At 38.7% G+C, this 20,950-nt stretch carries 14 protein-coding genes and 1 pseudogene; 9 read left to right on the forward strand and 6 right to left on the reverse strand.

The window, feature by feature from the left end; translation table 11 throughout:
- Positions 1 to 217: 217 nt before the first annotated feature.
- Together gppA and rhlB are read right to left on the reverse strand one after the other, a co-directional pair.
- Positions 218 to 1,711 carry a guanosine-5'-triphosphate,3'-diphosphate diphosphatase gene (gene gppA / locus L652_RS0113745; RefSeq protein WP_024594870.1) on the reverse strand — a complete coding sequence of 498 codons (1,494 nt, stop codon included), beginning with the start codon at positions 1,709 to 1,711 and terminating at the stop codon, positions 218 to 220.
- A 43-nt stretch (positions 1,712 to 1,754) separates the two neighbouring features.
- Positions 1,755 to 3,032 (reverse strand): ATP-dependent RNA helicase RhlB, encoded by a 1,278-nt coding sequence (gene rhlB, locus L652_RS0113750; RefSeq protein ID WP_002960940.1) that lies wholly within the window; start codon positions 3,030 to 3,032, stop codon positions 1,755 to 1,757.
- Between the two features lie 91 nt (positions 3,033 to 3,123).
- Here rhlB and trxA point away from each other — a divergent pair, with 91 nt between their 5' ends.
- Entirely contained in the window at positions 3,124 to 3,450 is a 327-nt protein-coding gene (gene trxA / locus L652_RS0113755) for a thioredoxin TrxA (RefSeq protein WP_002960942.1), read from the forward strand.
- Between the two features lie 185 nt (positions 3,451 to 3,635).
- Entirely contained in the window at positions 3,636 to 4,895 is a 1,260-nt protein-coding gene (rho, locus tag L652_RS0113760; RefSeq protein WP_002960945.1) for a transcription termination factor Rho, read from the forward strand.
- A 63-nt stretch (positions 4,896 to 4,958) separates the two neighbouring features.
- Here the strand turns inward: rho and L652_RS0113765 are convergent, their stop codons facing one another.
- Complete coding sequence (locus L652_RS0113765) at positions 4,959 to 7,778, reverse strand: ATP-binding protein (RefSeq protein ID WP_024594869.1); 2,820 nt, start codon at positions 7,776 to 7,778, stop codon at positions 4,959 to 4,961.
- Positions 7,779 to 7,854: 76 nt separating this feature from the next.
- Here L652_RS0113765 and L652_RS0113770 point away from each other — a divergent pair, with 76 nt between their 5' ends.
- Complete coding sequence (locus tag L652_RS0113770) at positions 7,855 to 8,427, forward strand: DNA-J related domain-containing protein (protein ID WP_002960947.1); 573 nt, start codon at positions 7,855 to 7,857, stop codon at positions 8,425 to 8,427.
- Positions 8,428 to 8,449: 22 nt separating this feature from the next.
- Here L652_RS0113770 and dbpA read toward each other — a convergent pair whose 3' ends face one another.
- Entirely contained in the window at positions 8,450 to 9,838 is a 1,389-nt protein-coding gene (gene dbpA / locus L652_RS0113775) for an ATP-dependent RNA helicase DbpA (protein WP_024594868.1), read from the reverse strand.
- 188 nt (positions 9,839 to 10,026) lie between these two features.
- Between dbpA and L652_RS0113780 the strand changes: the two genes are divergently transcribed.
- From L652_RS0113780 to L652_RS0113790, 3 genes and pseudogenes are all read left to right on the forward strand, one after another.
- On the forward strand, positions 10,027 to 12,105 hold the full coding sequence (locus L652_RS0113780) for a TonB-dependent receptor (protein ID WP_024594867.1): 2,079 nt from the start codon (positions 10,027 to 10,029) through the stop codon (positions 12,103 to 12,105).
- A gap of 180 nt (positions 12,106 to 12,285) precedes the next feature.
- Positions 12,286 to 13,685: pseudogene (locus L652_RS01000000123820) on the forward strand (M28 family peptidase).
- An 86-nt stretch (positions 13,686 to 13,771) separates the two neighbouring features.
- A complete protein-coding gene (locus tag L652_RS0113790) occupies positions 13,772 to 14,713 on the forward strand; it encodes an SEL1-like repeat protein (RefSeq protein ID WP_024595164.1) in 942 nt (313 codons plus the stop codon).
- Positions 14,714 to 14,746: 33 nt separating this feature from the next.
- Here the strand turns inward: L652_RS0113790 and L652_RS0113795 are convergent, their stop codons facing one another.
- Both L652_RS0113795 and L652_RS0113800 read right to left on the reverse strand, forming a co-directional pair.
- Positions 14,747 to 16,624, reverse strand: coding sequence for a S9 family peptidase (locus L652_RS0113795; protein WP_253947685.1), 1,878 nt, complete (start codon positions 16,622 to 16,624; stop codon positions 14,747 to 14,749).
- A gap of 167 nt (positions 16,625 to 16,791) precedes the next feature.
- Positions 16,792 to 17,697, reverse strand: coding sequence for a DUF808 domain-containing protein (locus tag L652_RS0113800; protein ID WP_024595166.1), 906 nt, complete (start codon positions 17,695 to 17,697; stop codon positions 16,792 to 16,794).
- 145 nt (positions 17,698 to 17,842) lie between these two features.
- Between L652_RS0113800 and L652_RS0113805 the strand changes: the two genes are divergently transcribed.
- The 3 genes from L652_RS0113805 to L652_RS0113815 all read left to right on the forward strand — a co-directional run.
- The gene (locus L652_RS0113805; protein ID WP_024595167.1) at positions 17,843 to 18,124 is read left to right on the forward strand and encodes an MliC family protein; all 282 of its coding nucleotides are present in this window, start codon (positions 17,843 to 17,845) and stop codon (positions 18,122 to 18,124) included.
- A 66-nt stretch (positions 18,125 to 18,190) separates the two neighbouring features.
- The gene (locus L652_RS0113810) at positions 18,191 to 20,221 is read left to right on the forward strand and encodes a methyl-accepting chemotaxis protein (RefSeq protein ID WP_024595168.1); all 2,031 of its coding nucleotides are present in this window, start codon (positions 18,191 to 18,193) and stop codon (positions 20,219 to 20,221) included.
- 71 nt (positions 20,222 to 20,292) lie between these two features.
- Positions 20,293 to 20,950: UbiD family decarboxylase domain-containing protein (locus L652_RS0113815; RefSeq protein ID WP_024603512.1), on the forward strand; the 658-nt coding region annotated here is incomplete at its 3' end.

A 20,950-nucleotide genomic window follows, 5' to 3' on the forward strand; every position in this document is an offset into this window, starting at 1 on the left:
TTCTAAAAAGATTCAAACTAAGTTTTACTTAACACCCTGAGTTGTTCGTGCCTCGCTATGCGTTGGCGTTTCCCGTCTCAGTGGGGTCGCATTATAGGGAGATCCGAAAACAGATCAACCCTTTTTTGAAGAAAACTTGAAATAATGTGCTGTTCGCACATATTTGCATCGAAATGGTTACTTTAAACACTAAAAAGGCCCTGATTGGCCTTTTTAATTAGTTTACTATGAGCTTCCACCCAAGTTTACCTTGCTGTTTAGACTCTTGTTGTAGCTCGCTGGCCATTAATGGATGATCTTTTAACCAGTTACTTTCAAACTTAAGGTCTAACACTTCATTTTTAGCAGTTAACTCAAACTTAGGCAGTACATCATCTTGTCTGCGCATTGATAAGATGACTGCTATCCGTAGTAATCTCACTATATATTGCGCTAATAGACTATTTACGCCGAGTGAATTAAAACAGCCTTTTGGAAAATCAGAACGATGCGCATCTGCTACCGCTACTATTAATTTATGCTCAGATTGTGAAAAACCAGGCATATCGGTATTTTCCAAAATATAAGCGGTGTGTTTATGGTACTGCTTATACTCTATTAGTAATCCAATCTCATGAAGCTGCGCTACCGCTTTTAATAGTGGTAACCCATTTAAACTTTCAATTGGCCAATCTTTATCAATACTTACCGCTAACTGCATAGCTAAGCTTGAAACCCGACACGCTTGTTTTTGATCAACGTGATAACGACTCATAAACCCATCAACTGTGCGCTTACGAATGTCGTTATTATGAAACTCCGGAACCATGCTATATAAAACGCCTTCACGCAGTGCTCCACCCGCCAATCCCATTTTTTCTATTTCAAGAGATTCAAATAGTGCGATTAAGATTGCGAGCCCTGATACAAATACCAGTCGACGGTCTTCACTTAATCCAGGAAGGTCTAGCGCTGCAATAGTGCTAAATGCAATTGCTTGCTCTTTTATAGTGTTGAGCTTTTCAAGCGTAAGTAAATCGTCAAGATTTTGAGCGACCATAATTTCTTGAATTGCTTGCACTGTGCCAGAAGCACCAGATGCAATTTGCCATCCCGCTGTTTTATATTCTGGAGAAATTTCATCAATGACTGTTCGAGCTGCTTTTATGGCTGCGTTAAAGTTACTCTTACTTAATTGGCAATCTTTAAAATAGCGTTCAAGATAGGTAACACACCCCATATTGAGGCTTTTGTAATGTAAGGCATCAAATGCTTTACCAATTACAACTTCGGTACTTGCACCACCAATATCAATAACAAGCTGTTTGCCAGTACAAGATGAAGTATGAGCAACACCTTTATAAATTGTACGCGCTTCTAATTCTCCGCTAATAACATTAATGTTATGACCTAGAATTTTTTCGGCATGATTTTTAAATACGTCGGCGTTAGTTGCTAAGCGTAAGGTAGCTGTTGCTACTATGGTGATGTTTTTGTCTGGGATATCTTGTAGACGCTCAGCAAAAAGGGCAAGGCATTCCCAGCCTCGCTGCATTGCTTCAGTGCTTAATACGTTTCCTTTATCAAGCCCTGCGGCTAATCGGACTTTGCGTTTAACACGTCCAATTGTTTGTAGACCGCCAGCAATTGATTTGGCAATAAGCATATGAAAGCTATTTGAGCCCAAATCAATAACTGCGTACACATTTTTTTGCGGTTTAAGTTGCCCCACCGTTCAAAAACCTCTAGTTACTACTACTCATACAAACGGTCGCTTACGACCGTCCTTTTTGGTAACTATTATTTGGGCGACGTCCGCTGTTATTACTACGGTTACGTGGACCTGTTGAATAGTTGCGCTTTCTTTGAATAATAGGCTGAGTTAAATCATCTAGCAATGCTGTTTTATCATAATGTGATAAAGGAATGCTGTGCTCTATATATTCTTCAATTTCATGCAGGTTGTATGCATATTGCTCACATGCAAAACTAATTGCGTGGCCTGATGCACCAGCGCGGCCAGTACGGCCAATACGGTGAACATAATCTTCACAATCGTCAGGTAAATCAAAGTTAAACACATGACTTACTTCTGGAATATGAAGACCACGCGCTGCAACATCGGTCGCAACTAAAAAGTCTAAATCACCTTTGCTGAATTGCGCTAATATAGTTTGGCGTTTTTTCTGGTTTACATCACCAGTAAGCATACCTACACGATGACCGTCTGATTTAAGCCAAGCATATACTGTTTCACAACTGTGCTTGGTATTTGCAAACACGATTGCCTTCTCTGGCCATTCTTCTTCAATTAAGGTTAACAACAGCTTAATTTTATCTTCTTGCGAAGGATGAAATAGCTCTTCTTGAATACGTTTACCCGTTTTAACGTCAGGTTCAATTTGAACATGCTCTGGGTTTGTCATGTGCTCAAAAGCTAATTCTTGTACGCGGTACGACAATGTGGCAGAGAATAATAAGTTTAAACGCTTTGATGTATCTGGCATACGATCGAACATATAGCGAATATCTTTGATAAAACCTAAATCGAACATACGATCGGCTTCGTCCAGCACGACTACCTCAATTTCATTAAGGGTGTAACAGCCTTGCTTATACAGATCAATTAGGCGACCTGTAGTACCAATTAAAATATCAACGCCTTTTTCTAGTTGTGCACGTTGTTTTTCGTAATCTTCGCCACCATATACTAAACCTAAGTTAAGATTACAGTGCGGCGCTAAAATTTTAGCATCTTTGTGTATCTGAATCGCAAGCTCCCGAGTAGGGGCCATGATCAGGGCTCTTGGATGTTTACTAGGTGCTTTGCTAGATTGTAATAACCGATGGCACGTGGCGGTTAAAAACGCCAACGTTTTGCCTGTACCCGTTTGAGCTTGGCCCGCGATATCGCGTCCATCACAAATAAAAGGTAGGCATTTTGCTTGAATAGGTGTGCAATATTCAAACCCATTCTCGGTTAAACCGGCAACCACTTCCGGTGCGATAGCAAAGTCTGAAAACTTTTTATCGGTTAAATGTGTCTTAGTCATAGCGTTTAAGCATAACGTTTAAACTTGCAATAAGAAACAAGAGTGTTTAAATACGCACTAAATATTTCGCCTAACTAAATCGGAGAGCGCAATGAGCGAGAAAATAATCCAAATTACTGACGATAGCTTTGAAGCTGACGTATTACAATCAGACAAACCAGTACTAGTAGATTTCTGGGCTGAATGGTGTGGACCTTGTAAAATGATCGCCCCTATTCTTCACGAAGTTGCTGATGAATACGACAGCCGTGTGACTGTTGCTAAATTAAATATTGACCAAAATGCTGGCACACCGCCAAAGTTTGGTATTCGTGGTATCCCTACTTTACTTCTTTTTAAAGATGGCCAAGTAGCTGCAACGAAAGTAGGTGCTCTTTCAAAAACTCAACTTATCGAGTTTTTAGAAAACAACATCTAACGGTAAGCTAGAACAATAAAAAGGGCTTTTTGCCCTTTTTTAAATTTATTTTGTATAAAGACTGGACGCTTTGCCAGTGAACTGCTAGTTTATAAAGCCAACTAATCCTTAGTTATATTCAACAAACCTCACTCAACGATCAAAGCGATTTTGAGTATGACAACTGTAATAAAGAACCCACCAATATGCATTTACGCGAATTAAAAGACAAGTCGATTAAAGAGCTTGTAGACTTAGCTGAGTCCATGGGGCTCGAAAACGTAGCCCGCTTAAGAAAGCAAGATATCATTTTTGCCATTCTTAAATCCCATGCCAAAGGCGGAGAGAATATCTTCGGCGGCGGTGTATTAGAGATTTTACAAGATGGTTTCGGCTTCTTAAGATCATCAGAAGCCTCTTACTTAGCTGGGCCAGATGACATTTATGTTTCACCTAGCCAAATTCGCCGTTTCAGCATGCGTACTGGCGATTCAATTTCAGGCCTTATTCGTCCACCTAAAGACGGTGAACGTTACTTTGCTTTACTCAAAGTAAATGAAGTTAACTTTGATAAACCTGAAAACTCTCGAACTAAAATTCTTTTTGAAAACCTTACTCCACTACATGCAAACGAACGTTTTCGCATGGAACGTGGTAACGGCAGTAAAGAAGATATTACAGCCCGTGTACTTGATTTAGCATCTCCTATTGGCCGCGGCCAACGTGGCTTGTTAGTAGCTCCGCCAAAAGCGGGTAAAACAATGCTACTTCAAAACATTGCACAATCAATTACGCATAATCACCCTGATGTAACATTAATGGTTTTACTTATTGATGAACGTCCGGAAGAAGTAACAGAGATGCAACGCCTAGTTAAAGGTGAAGTTATTGCATCAACGTTCGATGAGCCAGCTTCTCGTCACGTACAAGTTGCCGAAATGGTTATCGAAAAAGCAAAACGCCTAGTTGAACATAAAAAAGATGTTGTTATCTTATTGGATTCAATCACTCGTTTAGCACGTGCTTATAACACCGTTATTCCTTCATCAGGTAAAGTACTTACTGGTGGTGTTGACGCTAACGCATTACATAAACCTAAGCGCTTCTTTGGTGCTGCACGTAACGTTGAGGAAGGTGGTAGCTTAACAATTATAGCTACAGCGCTTATCGATACCGGCTCTAAAATGGATGAAGTTATCTACGAAGAGTTTAAAGGTACTGGTAACATGGAACTTCACCTTAACCGTAAAATTGCGGAAAGACGTGTATTCCCTGCTATCGACTTTAATCGTTCAGGCACTCGTCGTGAAGAATTACTAACAAAACCAGATGAGCTTCAAAAGCTTTGGATTTTACGTAAAATTGTTCATGACATGTCAGAAATTGATGCAATGGAATTCTTAATCGATAAACTATCGATGAGCAAAACCAATGATGAATTTTTTGATTCGATGAGACGCCAATAAAGCATCTTAGCTGAATAAAAAAAGCGCCTAAGGCGCTTTTTTTATGTCTGGATTAAACACAGTTTAACTTTCGTTATACTTTTTTAGTACACTCTGCAGCGTATCAACGAGCGCTTTAAAGTCATTCGCACTACTTTTTTGGGTCCTGCGTAAAAGGGCTCTATCTAAACTTTGAGCCGATTGCGCAATTTCATCTAAACCAAACATTTGCGCCGCTCCTAAAATGCGATGACTATCTTTTTGTAGCGCGGCTAAATCTTCACTTATAAAATGCTGAGTAATCGTTTCACTCTCCAAAGCAAAGCTTTGCTTAAAACTAATGACAAGATCGCTCATATCAACTTCATTTTGCTTTGTAATTGGCTGATCTTCTGCATTATGTAGGTGGCTGGAAAGCGCTTTATAAAATGACTCTTTATCTATCGGTTTACCTAAGTAACCACTAAACCCTAACTCTAAATAGCCATCCACTTCATGACTCATAGCATTTGCAGTTAAAGCAAAAATAGGCCGCTCAAAACCACACTGTTTTAATAGCTGAAAAGCAGAACGCCCATCCATCACAGGCATTTGAATATCGAGTAGCACTAAATCAGGATACTCTTTTAAGCACTGCTCTACCGCTTGCTCACCGTTTTCAACGGCAATAACCTCGAGCCCCATTGAACGTAAATAGCGGCTTATTAACCTTCGATTATCAGGGTGATCTTCTGCAAGTACAACACGCCCTGCCAATTGCTTATTTACCTTTGGAGCACTTTGAGTTTCAATCAGGCTTTGCGATTTATTTACCTCTGCGCACGGTAAAAAGAACGAAAACTGACTGCCCTTTTTGTATTCGCTTTGTACACTGATATAACCGCCCATCATCGCGGCTAATTGTTGCGATAAGCTAAGGCCTAACCCTGTCCCCCCAAAGCGACGGCTAATACTGTTATCAGCTTGGCTAAAGCATTCAAAAATAAGCTTTAACTGTTTAGAGCTCATACCAATACCGGTATCTTTTACAATAATCACTAGCCCTTGTTCACTCTTATTTAAAGCAATAATGATTTGGCCAGCGTGAGTAAACTTAATAGCATTAGCACATAAATTTATAAGAATCTGTTTTACGCGTATTAAATCCAGCTTAGTGTAAAACTCATTACCCACTTGATTGTCTAAAATGAGGCGTAAATTTTTTGCTTTTGCTTGAGTGATAAACATTGCATGTACGTCATTTACAAGCTCTACAATATCAAAGCACGAAATATTTAACTCTAATCTATTGGCTTCAATTTTACTTAAATCGAGTACATCATTTATTAAGCTTTTTAAATGGTCACTGTGACGCTGAATTACTCTTAATTCATCTTTAAGTGACTCAGGCTCATATAATTCATTAATTAAAGCATCTGTTTGCCCTAAAATAGCCGTTAGTGGAGTGCGGATTTCGTGGCTAATATTGGCCAAAAACTGGCTTTTAACATCGTTAGCTTCTCTTAGCTCCTGTGCTATTGCTTGTAACTCGGCAGTGCGCTGCGTAACTTGCTCTGTTAACTGCTGCTTAGCGCGTTTTTCTGCGCCACGGCGGTAAAGCGCAATACCAGTTACAACAACCAAAAGTAATAGTAAAAAAGAGAATAAAGTAAGCTGAGAACGCTGCGACATTTTTAGCTCTTGCACACGTCGATCTTGTTTAAGTTTTTCTATCTCTTGGTTTAATTGGGTTGCTTTAAATTGATGCTGAAGTACCGCTAATGCATTTATAATTGCTGTACTTCTGAGTTTTCGCAGCTCACTAATATATTCTTGTTGCAAGGCCATTGCGCTTGAATAATCGCCTTTACTGGCTTCAAGTAGTGCTTTAGTCCCTAAACCCTCCCTAATTATTCGCTCACTGCCATATTCATGGGCAAGTGAAATAGCTCTATCTAAACTTATTTTCGCCTCTTCTAAGTTGCCTTTAACAAACTGAATTTTACCAAGCGCATGTAGCGCATTAAGCTCTAAATTATGGTTACCTATTTTAAGCGCATAATACTCACCTAATTTAGCTTGCTCGTATGCTTCATCTACTTTTTTTAACACTAAATTAGTATTTGCCAAGTTAGTATATTGCGTAGATAACTTATTGTAATCATTGGCTGAAATATAATAACGCAGCGCTAGCTGGTAATAATGAAGTGCTAAGTCAAATTGATTACTCTCCATATGAGCAACACCCATATTGTTGTATACCTGCGCAATACCGCTTTTATCATCTAACCGCTGATAAACTTTAAGTACATCTTGATAAAGACTAAATGCACTATCGTAGCGTGATAAGCGTATATAAACGCCTGCTATATTAAGTAATATGTCGGTTTGATCTTGCTCACTACCGTGCGCTTCGTAAATAGCTTTTGCCTTTAAGTAAAACTCTAGGGTATCGCCTAGCTTATTCATATTAAAATAAGCCAAACCAATATTATTTAGTAAATTTGCTTGTTCAAGTAGTTGTTCATTTTTTTCAGCTAATACTAGGGTGCGGGTATATTCACTTATGGCCTTTTGAAATAGGCCTTGATAAAAAAGTGCTACACCTTGCATTTTTATTGCACGAAAGTGCTCGTCAGGAAAGAAAGTATCTGAAGTGTTTTTTTCTAATAATTTAAAATAGTGTAAAGATTCTTTAAAATTATCAGCCGATAACGCACTATTACCTAATGCCGAATAAACAGCGACACGCTCTTTTTTAGAAACGTTTTTATTAGCAAGTAACGTATTTGCTAATTGTAATTTAGGCTCCCACTGCACTTCGTTTTTGAATTGCTCAAATAACGAATCACTATTTTGGGCAAAGCTAGGAGCTATTAGTACACAGCATATAGTAAATAAGAGGCATTTAAACTTGCCCAGCATAATTTTAATCCTTCAAACCGTTACTTATATCAGTGTAATCTTTATTGAAGATACACTAACTACTAGGGCCTAAACAATGCTTAACCCACTGATTGATGAGATTTTTGAGCTGATATTAACAAGGCAGGTTTGGCAAGTTCATACTTTAGCAGCAGAACTGACAAACCGCAGCGCAATAACAACACTCGATAAAAGCCCTGAACGTGATTTATTTAAACGTAACTTTTTAATTATGAATGCATTGTACCAACTGCAGGCACAATTACGCCCTCAAAGTTTACTCATTTCAACTCTGCATATCGAGCTTTTAGAAAAAGAAGATAATAGTTTAGTAACAACGAACGAAAATTTGCGAGATTATTATTTAGATTGGCGTAATTACGATACCGGTGAAGAGAAAATTGATGAGCTTTTGAATAGTTTTTGGCGTCAGTTTAAAACGACATCACCACAACAAGTATTAAATGACAATGAATTTAAAGCGTTGGCTTTAGAATGGAAGTTACCTGAAAATTTCACTCTTAAAAACGTTCAAAAGCGCTGGAGACAACTTGCATTACAGATGCACCCAGATAAACCAAATGGTTGTGAAGTTAAGTTTAAAAAAATAAAATTACAATACGAGCAACTAAAGGTAGCTGCTCGCTAATTTGTTAAATTAGTGGTTTAAATTAACGAGTAAGGCGACGAGCGCGTATTTTACGCCCTTTAATGTTGCCTTCGGTTAGTTTACGAAGTGCTGGTTTTGATGAGTTACGTTCAACAGCAACAAATGCTACGTTATCAAGTACGTTAATTTTACCTACCTGACGACCTGCAACTCCATCCTTACCTGTCAGAGCACCAAGAATATCGCCTGCACGTACTTTTTGCTTTTTACCTGAATCAATCATCAAAGTAACCATTTCAGGGCGGTACGGCGGTTTATCTAATAAATTAAACGGCGGCATTTGCTCTGGAGTAATATCACGCTCGTAATGATCGCCAATTTGTGCAATTTTAAACGCTTCAGCTTCACCGTAAATAGAACAAGCAATGCCCTTTTTACCAGCACGTCCAGTTCGGCCAACACGGTGAACATGTGTTTGCGTGTCATGTGCTAAATGGTAGTTAATAACCATATCCATGTCATCAATATCTAAACCTCGTGCAGCAACATCGGTTGCAACAAGTATTGAAGCACTTTTATTTGAAAAGTGAATTAGCGTACGTTCACGATCGCGTTGCTCTAAATCACCGTGCAATGCAACAGCGCTGAAGCCTTCGTCAGCTAAATCATCACACACTTGTTGAGTTTCTACTTTGGTATTACAAAATACAACACAGCTTTGTGGTGTAAATTTAAGAAGTAATAACTTAAGCGTTGGATAGCGCTGCTTATTGTTATCCATTTTGTAGAAGTACTGCTTAATTGTGCTTTTGGCTTGCTCTTCTTCTACTTTAACCATTTCTGGATTTTTAAGTACACGCTTAGCAATTGCTTCAATAGCTCTTGGGAAAGTAGCACTAAATAACAATGTTTGACGACTTTGTGGAATACGCTCAATAATTGCATCAAGTGTGTCTTGAAAACCCATATCAAGCATTTGATCAGCTTCATCGAGCACCAATGTTTCCACATCATCTAAACGTAGAGTACCTTTACGAATATGGTCATCAACACGCCCTGGCGTGCCAACAATAATATGCGCGCCATGTTCAAGTGAACCTATTTGCGGGCCAATTGAAACACCACCACATAACGTCAATATTTTAATGTTATGAATGCCGCGCGCTAATTTACGCATTTCTACCGCAACCTGCTCGGCAAGTTCGCGAGTCGGACACAAGACTAAAGATTGAATACGAAAGCGTTTTACGTTTAATTTAGCTAACACACCCAAGCTAAACGCAGCAGTTTTACCTGAACCGGTTTTTGCCTGAGCAATGATGTCTTTACCAGCAAGTACAGGCGGCAAACTTTGCGCTTGTACAGGTGTCATGTGGGCATAGCCAAGTGTTGATAAGTTATCAACGAGTCCAGCCGGTAAAGCCAAAGATGAAAAAGCAGTTGAAGTCACAGTAAGTTCCATAGCAATAAAATAACATGGGAGAAAGCCCCACTAATATGCAGCTTATAATAGCAGAATTCGTAATTGGCAACCATTAACAAACACATTATAAAACATGTTAATGAAAGGTGTTGAAAATGATAGTAGTTTGCATTAAGATCGCGATTGTTTTTACATACCTGCGCTGGAAGCAATTAATGAAACTGAATTCTATTTACATAGCACTATTAGCAAGCATTACAACAAGCACATATGCAAACACTACCGACCTTGAACGCATAGAAGTAAAGGGAAGCTACTTTAACGATTACAAAGTAGATAACGCTAATGGCGCAATGAGAACATCAGCTTCATTACTTGAAACTGCACAATCTGTTACTGTAATAACCGACACTATTATTAGCGAACAGCTTGCCACTACACTTGGCGAAGTACTCACAAATGACGCAAGCTTAACTGCAGGCTCACAACAACGAAATCGTGAAGTATTTAACTTACGTGGCTTTGAGCTGAGCTCATCGACAGGTTATTTACGCGACGGTCATCAGCATTGGTCGCACTATCAGCAACCAATCGAAATTTTGCAGCAAGTTGAAGTAATTAAAGGCCCATCAAGTATTTTATATGGTCAGTCAGGCCCCGGTGGCTTGGTTAACATGGTAACTAAAAAGCCTACAGCACAAACACTATTTAATGCCAGTGCCGATGTAGATCAGCATGGCTCAACGCGCTTTATGGTTGACGCTGCAGGTGCCTTGACTGAATCGGAAGATTTACGTGCTCGCGGGATTTTAGTAAAGCAAGACGTTGACTACTGGCGTGAGTACCAAAACGGTGAAAACCGTGAGCGTGACCGCTTTTTAGGTGCATTAGTTGTAGATTACGATATTAGCGATAACGCATTAGTACGTGTGCATTACGACCGCACAGATGACGAAGCAGGTTTAGATACTGGCGCATGGATAGACGATAATGCCAATGTAATTGGTAGCGATAAAACAATCCGTGATATGTCTTGGGCATTTACCGACATAACCGTAGAAAACCTAGGTGTAGACCTAGAAGTATTTTTAACCGATAACTGGCAAGTAAAACTTGGCTATAACGAACAAACGTTTGAACGTCAACGCTTTGAGTCAGCACCTCGCATGCCTAGTAGCTTTGCTGAAGGTGACAGCTATGAATCTCGTCCTTACGACCGTTTTGACGATTGGCAATTTAAAACTGCATTTATTGATTTTATTGGTGAATTTAAAACAGGTAGCTTACAGCATCAGTTTTTAATTGGCGCAAACTCGCTAGATTACTACTACGGGCAACGCCGTACTTCTGCTGACTACTTTGATTTTTCTGCAGGACAAGCAGAACCATCACGCCCATCTGTAAGTTATAAAACAGATGATACAGTAAGCGAAACTGAATACGACTATTACGGTATTTACGTTCAGGACTTAATTTCGTTCTCACCACAATGGCAATTATCGCTAGGTGGCCGTTACGATAAGCAAACTCGAGAAGGTGCAGATAACGAGTCATTTGTACCAAAGGTAGGTGTGCTTTATCATCCAAATACTTCGGCAACTATATATGCAAGTTATTCAGAAGGTTTTGAGCCTCAAGGTAGTGAAACTCTGATTGATGAAACCGATGTAAATAATGGCATGAAGCTAGATGCCATTACCTCAGAGCAAAGAGAGATTGGTATTAAATGGCAATTATTTGATGACCGTTTACTGCTTACAGGTGCAATTTTTGATATTAGTAAAGAAGGCACACTTGTTAGCGAACAGCTTGAGACGCCTATTGGCTCATTCACAAGTGAAACAAACCAAGTGGGTGAACAACGCCATAAAGGTGTTGAAGTAAGCGCACAAGGTGCTGCTACCGACCGCTTATTTGTTATGGCATCAACTATGTATCTAGATGCTAACTTTGAACGCGATGAAGTATTGGAAGGTAAACGCCCTACCGATGCACCAAAATGGTCGGCATCACTTTGGACTCGTTATGAATTAAACGACGCCATTGCCATTAACGCTGGCGCTTTTTACGAAGGCGAGCGCTTTGCAGATAGCGATAATACAATTACTAAAGATGCATATACACGTGTTGATGTTGGCGCCACTTATAAGTTTAACTTAAGCAATACCGATATTAATTTACGTCTTAACATCGAAAACTTATTTGATAAAAGCTATTTAGGTGGTGGCGGCACGAGTAATGTAACTGTTGGCGAGGGCACAAATCTTCGTTTAGCAGCGCAATTTAGCTTTTAAATAAATGCCTTAAATAACAGTGTTAAAAGATAGCCCGCGTACATTTACGCGGGCTTTTTTATATCTAAACTTTTATACCTAACAGCATTAAACCTATTACAAAGCCTATTCATCTCATCTATTTTTTATCATGTTTGTTACATGTTCTAATAGCGCTAATTATTAAAAAGGCTTACCCAAATGAAAAAATTAATTACCGCACTGCTGCTTACTAGCAGTATGGCTGCAAACGCTAACAACGCCGAATTTACCCAAAAGCAATTACAACAAGTCAATGAAGTGCGCACCTCTGCACTAAATAGTGATCTAAGCTATAAATTACTAGAGTCATTAACAACTGAAGTAGGACCTCGCTTACCTGGTACTGAAAATGATAAAAAAGCAGTGGCATGGGCTAAAGCTAAATTTAATGAGCTTGGTTTTGATAAAGTATGGCTTGAAGAAGCGACTTTTCCTGAATGGCGCCGTTATAGCGAAAGCGGAAAAATACTAACACCAAGCGAGCAACCTCTACATTTAACTGCATTAGGTAACAGTATAAGCACGCCTAAAGATGGGATCACAGCGCCAGTAGTCTTATTCGAAACACTTGATGAGTTAATTGCAGCACCTGCAAATAGCCTAAAAGGTAAAATTGCGTATATTAATTACCGCATGAACCGCGATATAGATGGGAATGGTTACGGACCTGCTGTAAAAGCACGTGGCACAGGCGCTATAGAAGCGTCTAAAAAAGGCGCTGTTGCCTACATGATGCGCTCGGTAAGTACTGGTCATCATCGTTTTGCACACACTGGCGGTAGTTACTACAAAGAAGGTGTTACAAAAATACCTAATGTAACCATTGCTAACCCAGATGCCGATCAGATTGCACGACTCATTGCTTTAGATAAAGACGTATCGGTAAATATTAATGTGCAAACCGAAAGCCTTGGTGAAGGCACAGGTTATAACGTTATTGGCCAATTTAATGGTACCGAAAACCCTGAGCAATATGTATTAATTGGCGGGCATTTAGATTCTTGGGACTTAGGGACTGGCGCACTAGATGACGGCGCAGGCGTTGCACTAACAATNCAGCCGCTAAACATATTAGCGATGTAAAGCGTCCTAAGCGAAGTATTCGTGTGGTACTTTTTGCAGCCGAAGAGCTAGGCCTTTGGGGTGCAAAAGCCTATTTTGCAAAGCATAAAAACGAGCTAAGCAATATTGTTGCAGCAGCTGAGTCTGATTTTGGCGCTGATGTTGTATATGCTTTTGAATCGAACGTAAGCGCAGAGTCACTTCCTGTAGTGCGTGCTATTGCAGAAGAACTTTCGCCGTTAAATATTGAGCATATTGGTAAAAACCAAGCGAATGGTGGCCCTGATCTAATTCCACTTAAAGCAGCAACCTCAGCACCTATTTTTGAACTTGCTCAAGATGGAACAGATTACTTTGATTACCACCATACAGCTGACGATACGCTTGATAAAGTAACACCTGCTAAGCTTCGTCAAAATACCGCTGCATATGCTGTATTTGCTCTAATGGCTGCCGATGCAAAAACCACTATCAAGCCTAAAGCTCAAAATAAGTAATAACAGACATACTTACTTACAGTTTGTAGCTTTAACTAACACGCTTCTTGTTTTACCTTTAGGTAATTAAACAAGGAGCGTGCTTTATGTTACTTTTCAACACGAGTGAATCATTTCCACATTTTGCACAAACAACACGCTGCCCTCATTGTCAAAGCGACGCCTACCATTTAGTAAATAAAAGCCGCTATTTACGATTTAGCATTTTACCTATGCTTGCCTTAAAATTAAGCTATAAACGCGAGTGCTATCAATGCGGAAAAAGCGAACCGGTTAAAATATCGCAACTACCGTTAATAGAAAAACTAAGCCTACCTAAATACTTTATTGGTGTATTTTTATTACTTTGGATTGTTTTATTTGTTTATCAACAGCACCTTAATAGCGAGACTCAAAAGAAAAACTATTTAAATACGCCTAAAATATATGATACCTACTTAGTACACGCCGACAAATTTACACACGAGCCTTGGACCCTAACCAATTTAAGAATTGCTCAAGTTTTAAATTTTGACGAACAATTTATTACCTTTCAGATAAGCAACTACAGCTATAAACGTAATAATAGTATTACTTTGGCAATGCGTACTAGCCAGCTAATTCAAGACAATTACTTTTCCACTAAAACGATCACCCTCCCTCGTGATGAAGTAAAGCGTTTGTATAAAGACGAAGCTATTTACGACGTACTGCGCCCTTATGCCAACATCCTTTATGGTGGGTTTGTGATGCATCCTCCCAAACCTAAGCCACTATATAAAGGCTTAAAGCTCGATAAAAACAATCAACAAGGCATTATTTATTTTAAAGATGGTTTGTTTGTTGAAGCATTTAATAGCTTTAAACAAGCTGCTGAATCGGGCTCTCAATGGGGGCAATTAAATTTAGCGCAAATGTATCGTGATGGTCAGGGAATAGATCAGGATCAACAGCAAGCTATTTATTGGTATAAAAAGGCCATTGAGCAAAAAAATACTAAAGCACAATTTGAATTGGAATCTCTTTGTAAAATAGCTAGCTGTGAATAAAGCAGCAAGTATGTTACTTGCTGCTTTAATATTTTATAACTCTAAATGTTTATCTAAAAAATTAATTACTTGTTTGTAGTAAGCAGTTCTGTGTTCTTCTTTGTAAAAACCATGGCCCTCATCCTCCAATAACACGTACTTATAAGGATGGTTAGCTTTTTTCAATGCAGCAATTAATGATTCGGCTTGTTCAATAGGGGCTCGTGCATCTTCACCTGCGTGAACTATGAACACAGCTGCTTTAAGCTTATCTATATTATAGCTAGGTGAAAATGCCTTCAAAAGCGTTTCATCAGTGCCTAAAACGTTTTCAAGATAGTTTTGTCCTGTACTACGCCCTGAAATATCACCTTCTTCAAACATTAGCGGTAGGTCATAAATACCAACTGTTCCAATTGCACACTTAAACATGTCTGGCTCTAAAATGGCGCTCTGCAAAGCTGAATAAGCACCAAAGCTTGATCCCATTATACAAATGTTGTTTTTGTTTACCGTTCCATTAGAAATTAAAAACTTAACACCATCAATAATATCAAACTGAATATCAGAACCCCACTTTTGGTAACCTGCTTCTTCGAAGTTTCGACCAAACCCACCTGAACCTCTAAAATTAACTCTTAGTACAGCCATTCCCCTACTTGCTAATAACTGTACCTCAGAATCATAACCCCAATAATCACGAGGGCCATGTGGACCGCCATGAGGCATTACAACTAGAGGTAAGTTTTTATCTTCAAGACCATTAGGAACAGTTAAATACCCATAAATAGTTAAACCATCCCGAGTTTTATATTGAATAGGTTTTGTCTTTGAAAGCTCATTTTCGTTCAGCCAGCCACGCGCTGAAAATAATATTCTTAGCTTATTTTGTACCCCATCGTATAAGTAATATTTACCAGGGTTGGTATCACTTGATGCGTAAATAACATTAATATCGCCATTAGAGGTGCTACTGACTAACTGCACTTGGTCGCCCTGCAATGCTTCTATCAAAGACTTTAAACGAACACTTTTATGAGAGTCTTTATCTATAAAAGCATAGTTTGGATAACCTAACTCACTTTCTATTGCAAATAATTCTTTTGAAGCTTCATCAACCCATACTCTTTTTGGAGATATATATTGTTCTTGATGAACTAATTCAATTTCCTTAGTATTTAAATTTAGTTTATATAACCCTTCAGCTTCGCCACCAACAGAAGCAGTCATATAAATGTTGTCACCAGACTTATCAAAAGCTTTTAGTCTAATATCGCCATAACTAACCTCTCTTAAATTTAATTTCTCCCAGTCACCGCCATCTTTTGCCTTAGTATGTATTTTTGCATCTATATAATTATCTGTAGATACTGAAACACGAACATTACCATCGTGGTCAGTTAAAAATTCAGCCATACGTGATGGAGACAAAGTAACTTGCTTCCTTTTGCCCGTATATACATCTACTTCATAGACAATAGTATGCGGCTCATTACTCGAGGTCCAAGGATAGGTAACTACTAACATTTTTCTTTTGTTAGTAACTAAGGGATCTAATACAAATGAAGTTCCGTATAAAGGAGTCTGCCTTTTAAGGCGTGTACCTGTTTGCATTTCACCATGGTAACCAATTAGATACTTACCTCTAGCCCCATTAGCATTTACGCCAAATATCTCACCATGATATTCAGGGTGGTCTTGCCACCCTTTTAAATACTCTTTAGTGACAACAACTCGTTCATTATTAACCCAATGATAATCACCAACTTGAGCATTTCCTTCAAAGGCAACTGCATGAAGCATTTTAAAGTTTTCAGTATCAAAAATAACAAGCGCATTTTTACCTGCAACTTTATTTATAACCGCTAAATACTCGCCGCCTGGAGAAATAGTAGCGTGATTAAACTCTTTATTTTTACTGAAGTACTCCACGGGGATTTGGGGCTGCTTTGAGAAGCTAAAAAAGCTTACAAATAACAGAAGTACTAACAAGTTACATCTTAAAAGAAAATTCATCATAATTCCCTGTATTAACAACAAGAAGTCATAATATATAAAGTCTTATAAAATGTAACGAAAATGATAACTAAATGTGTCTGCTATTTTTTAAATAACTTTGTATAACCTACATGTATAAGCACGACAACTAAGCCAGCAATCACGCCTAGCAAACCATCAAACAATAGAGGAGCTAATACTTCTCCTGTACCGCCAGCAACAGATTGGGCATAGTTTGTTACATCGACTTGAGTATGATGCAGTAACTCAACACCATGTACTAAAATCCCGCCACCTACTAAAAACATCGCGATGGTGCCCGCAAATGCTAAAAACTGCATCAACCTAGGCGCTGCTGCGAGTAAGCCTTTCCCAAGTAATTCTTTAAATTTATTAGCTGTTACCTTTGATTGGTTGAGTAAATAAAGCCCTGCATCATCCAGTTTTACAATACCTGCCACTAAGCCATAAACACCAATAGTCATTATAATTGCGATAACACAAAGCACTAAAGCTTGATTAAGCAATGTAGCACCAGCCACAGTACCTAAAGTAATCACAATAATTTCGGCAGAAAGAATAAAGTCGGTTCTTATTGCCCCTTTTATTTTTTGTTTTTCGTACTCAACTAAATCTAACTTTTCATCTTCGTCTACCGCTTCACTGTTATGAGGCAAAAACTTAGCAAATACTTTTTCAGCTCCCTCAAAACATAAAAACAAACCACCCATCATTAAAAGCGGTGTTATTAACCAAGGCAGCCATACGCTTATTAATAAAGCAGCGGGTACGAGTATCGCTTTATTTAAAAATGAGCCCTTTGCCACAGCCCAAACAACCGGTAATTCACGCTCTGCTGCTACACCTGTAACCTGCTGTGCATTGAGCGCTAAGTCATCGCCTAATACACCCGCTGTTTTTTTTGTTGCAACCTTACTCATTGTCGCAATGTCATCAAGTAAAGTGGTTATATCATCTAATAACGTTAAAAGGTTAGTACCTGCCATAAAGCTTCCGAGCTCAAAAAATATTGCTATAAACATAACTTAAAGCGCTGCTTTCACCAACGGTTAATTTTGCTTTGTTATTCTTACATTAGATTAAAATTTTGCCCTGTGTTTTAACTAACGCTTAAAGAAGATGGGAGGAAAAATGAAAGTATATTTAGCATTAATCGCTATTTTACTAAGCTTAACCGCTTGTAGTGATTTAAAAACCAGTACTGCTTACCAATGCGATGATGAGAGCGTAAAACTCAACATCATTAACAATTCTGAAGCCGAACTTATCTTTAACAATAAAGTGCATGTACTTAATCACGAAAAAAGTGCATCAGGGAATAAATATATAAGTGAAGAGGTACTGTTTTGGGGTAAGGGTAATGAAGCCATGTTAATCATCGCAGGTAAAAAAAGACAGTGCACCAAGGTTTAACATAAAAACAACCAATAAATTACAATAATGCTACAATAATTAAAGACCCATTATTGTGATGAAGTTATGCGTTCAATTGCGATCAAACATAAAATAATTTTAGCCTTTACAGCCATTGGCATATTGGTGCTAACAAGTAGTGTATTTTTTTATTGGTCATTAAACAAAATTAGCGTTAACAATACCCGAACCGAAAAATTAGCGGTTCCGGTACAACAGTTCAGCAAAGATTTAAGGCTATCATTACTGTCTATTACCAAATTTAACGCCTTAGCTTACAGCCAAGCAAACCTTGATTTACTTCAACAAAATAAAAAACAGGCGCAAGTTGAGCAACAACAATTTAGCGATATGCTCAATTTGTTAAGCACTCAACTAAATCAACAAATAACAATGCAAAATTTACTCGCCAGTACCAACGCAGGTTTCGAGCAACTGACTGAAGTAAGTGTCGCAATGTTTAGCGCTAAAGAGCGTAAGTTTGTAGCGCAAAATTCCACCATAGAATTATCAGCAACGTTTAACGAGCAACTTTACAATTTAGGTTCTAACTTACTTGATATAGAACTTTTAGAAGTGCCTGTAAAACAGCAGGCGTTACTTAATGCTATGTTTGGAACAGCGACCCGTATAGACGATTTATTGTTTAACTTAAGCAATAATATAAAAAGCATTACTCAAACTACAAGTATCAATGATTTAAATAGCCATCAGCAAGATACCCTATTTCTACTAGATAACATCCAACCTAATTTCACCTATTTAGAGCAACAAGCGCTACCTTTTAATAATGCGTTTAATGCTAAAAATTTAACGGCTAAGTTTAATCAATTAAGAGAGTTACTTAACAACGATACAGGAATTTACGCCCAACAAAATAAAGTGCTCAAAAGTACTATTGCTGCGGCTCAAAATTTTGAACACTTTCAACAGCAATTTATAACAACAGAAGGTCAGCTTATTGAACTTAATAAATTGGCTGATGAGCGCTTTAATGCCTTACAAACTAATGCAAAGGCCGCCATAAATACAGGGATTAGTTCTGTAGTAATTATTACGATTGTTTTAATTATATTGATTATCGCTATCTCTATTTTTACAACTCGCGCAATGCTAAAACCGCTTAAAAAAGTAAACCGCGATTTAGCCCGAATCGCCTCAGGTGATTTATCAAAGCGAAGCCACCCACGTAGTAAAGATGAATTTGGTACTTTGCTAAATAACATAAATACACTCAGTGAAGACCTTACTAATCTAATTGGTGCAATTAGTAGTGACGCCCACGAGCTAGACCGCAGCGCTATTAAAACCAGTGAAAAAGGTCAGCAAATGACGGTTGTTGCACAACAGCAGTTAGAGCGAAGCGCGCAGGCAACATCGCTTGCACACAATATGCTAACCAACTCACAAGCGGTTTATGAGCAAGCAGATAAAACATCAAGTGAAATAACAAACGCATCGCAATTTGCAAATGATGTAAACGAGATTGCTAATCAAAATAGTCTAAGTATAGAAACTTTATTGCAGCGTCTTGATAAAGCAGTAGGCAGCACAGAAGAACTCGCACAGTACACTCAGCTTATTGAAGCCATTGTTGAAACAATTAGTAGCATTGCCGAGCAGACTAACTTACTTGCACTTAATGCTGCAATTGAAGCAGCGCGAGCGGGTGAAAACGGACGCGGGTTTGCTGTAGTTGCTGATGAGGTTCGATCATTAGCTGCACGTACACAAACCTCGACTAGCGAAATAAACACCATGATCCAAACATTGCAACAACACACTAAAACAACTCAAGAACACATTACTGATGGCCAACACCAAGCCAAGCAATGTGTTAAAAACAGCACTGAACTAAATAAAGCCGTAGAGCGTATTAAAAGCACATTGTTGTCTGTTAATCAGATGAGTGAGCAAATTGCTCATGCATCACATGAGCAATTGACTAACAGTGGCGACATTCAACAAATAATGGCAAAGGTGACAGAGCAAGCAACCTTGAATGCCCAAAACGCGACAACCCTAGCAAGCGAAAGTGAAGACGTAAACCAACTTGCACACTCTTTAACGAGTGCCGTAGAGCGCTTTAAGTTTTAAGTGCAAGTAATGACTTGGCTTGCATGAAATGGGTATAATACTTTAACTCTTTTGCTTAATAGCGGCCCACAATGAAATATAAAGATCTACGTGATTTTATCGATTTGCTTGAAAAAAAAGGCGAACTTAAACGTATCACCCAAGAAATCGACCCGTATCTTGAAATGACCGAAATATCTGATCGCACATTGCGTGCAAAAGGCCCTGCGTTATTATTTGAAAACCCAAAAGGCTACGATATGCCGGTGCTTACCAACTTATTTGGTACACCAAAACGCGTAGCAATGGGCATGGGCCAAACAGATGTTAGCGAGCTTCGCGAAGTGGGCAAGCTACTCGCTTTTTTAAAAGAACCTGATCCACCAAAGGGTATTAAAGAAGCTCTAGGCGCTATACCTATTTTTAAGCAAGTGCTTAATATGCCTGCAAAAGAAGTAAAAAAAGCGCCTTGCCAACAAGTAGTTTTAGAAGGTGATGATGTAGATTTAACTAAATTACCTATTCAACATTGCTGGCCAGGTGATGCAGCACCATTAATTACTTGGGGCCTTACAGTTACCAAAGGGCCTTATAAAAAGCGCCAAAATTTAGGCATTTATCGCCAGCAATTATTAGGCAAAAATAAAATAATTATGCGCTGGTTGTCACATCGTGGTGGCGCGCTTGATTTTCAAGAATGGTGTAAAGAAAACCCAGGGCAACCCTACCCTGTATCGGTAGCATTAGGTG

The organism is Pseudoalteromonas sp. TB25, assembly GCF_000497995.1.
GTDB classification, from domain to species: domain Bacteria; phylum Pseudomonadota; class Gammaproteobacteria; order Enterobacterales; family Alteromonadaceae; genus Pseudoalteromonas; species Pseudoalteromonas distincta.

Excerpts from the sequence above, each read along its gene's own strand:
- rhlB (WP_002960940.1), bottom strand. The coding sequence starts at position 3,032 with ATGACTAAGACACATTTAACCGATAAAAAGTTTTCAGACTTTGCTATC.
- L652_RS0113810 (WP_024595168.1), top strand. The coding sequence starts at position 18,191 with ATGCGTTCAATTGCGATCAAACATAAAATAATTTTAGCCTTTACAGCC.
- trxA (WP_002960942.1), top strand. The coding sequence starts at position 3,124 with ATGAGCGAGAAAATAATCCAAATTACTGACGATAGCTTTGAAGCTGAC.
- rho (WP_002960945.1), top strand. The coding sequence starts at position 3,636 with ATGCATTTACGCGAATTAAAAGACAAGTCGATTAAAGAGCTTGTAGAC.
- L652_RS0113765 (WP_024594869.1), bottom strand. The coding sequence starts at position 7,778 with ATGCTGGGCAAGTTTAAATGCCTCTTATTTACTATATGCTGTGTACTA.
- L652_RS0113780 (WP_024594867.1), top strand. The coding sequence starts at position 10,027 with ATGAAACTGAATTCTATTTACATAGCACTATTAGCAAGCATTACAACA.
- L652_RS0113800 (WP_024595166.1), bottom strand. The coding sequence starts at position 17,697 with ATGGCAGGTACTAACCTTTTAACGTTATTAGATGATATAACCACTTTA.
- L652_RS0113790 (WP_024595164.1), top strand. The coding sequence starts at position 13,772 with ATGTTACTTTTCAACACGAGTGAATCATTTCCACATTTTGCACAAACA.
- L652_RS0113770 (WP_002960947.1), top strand. The coding sequence starts at position 7,855 with ATGCTTAACCCACTGATTGATGAGATTTTTGAGCTGATATTAACAAGG.
- L652_RS0113805 (WP_024595167.1), top strand. The coding sequence starts at position 17,843 with ATGAAAGTATATTTAGCATTAATCGCTATTTTACTAAGCTTAACCGCT.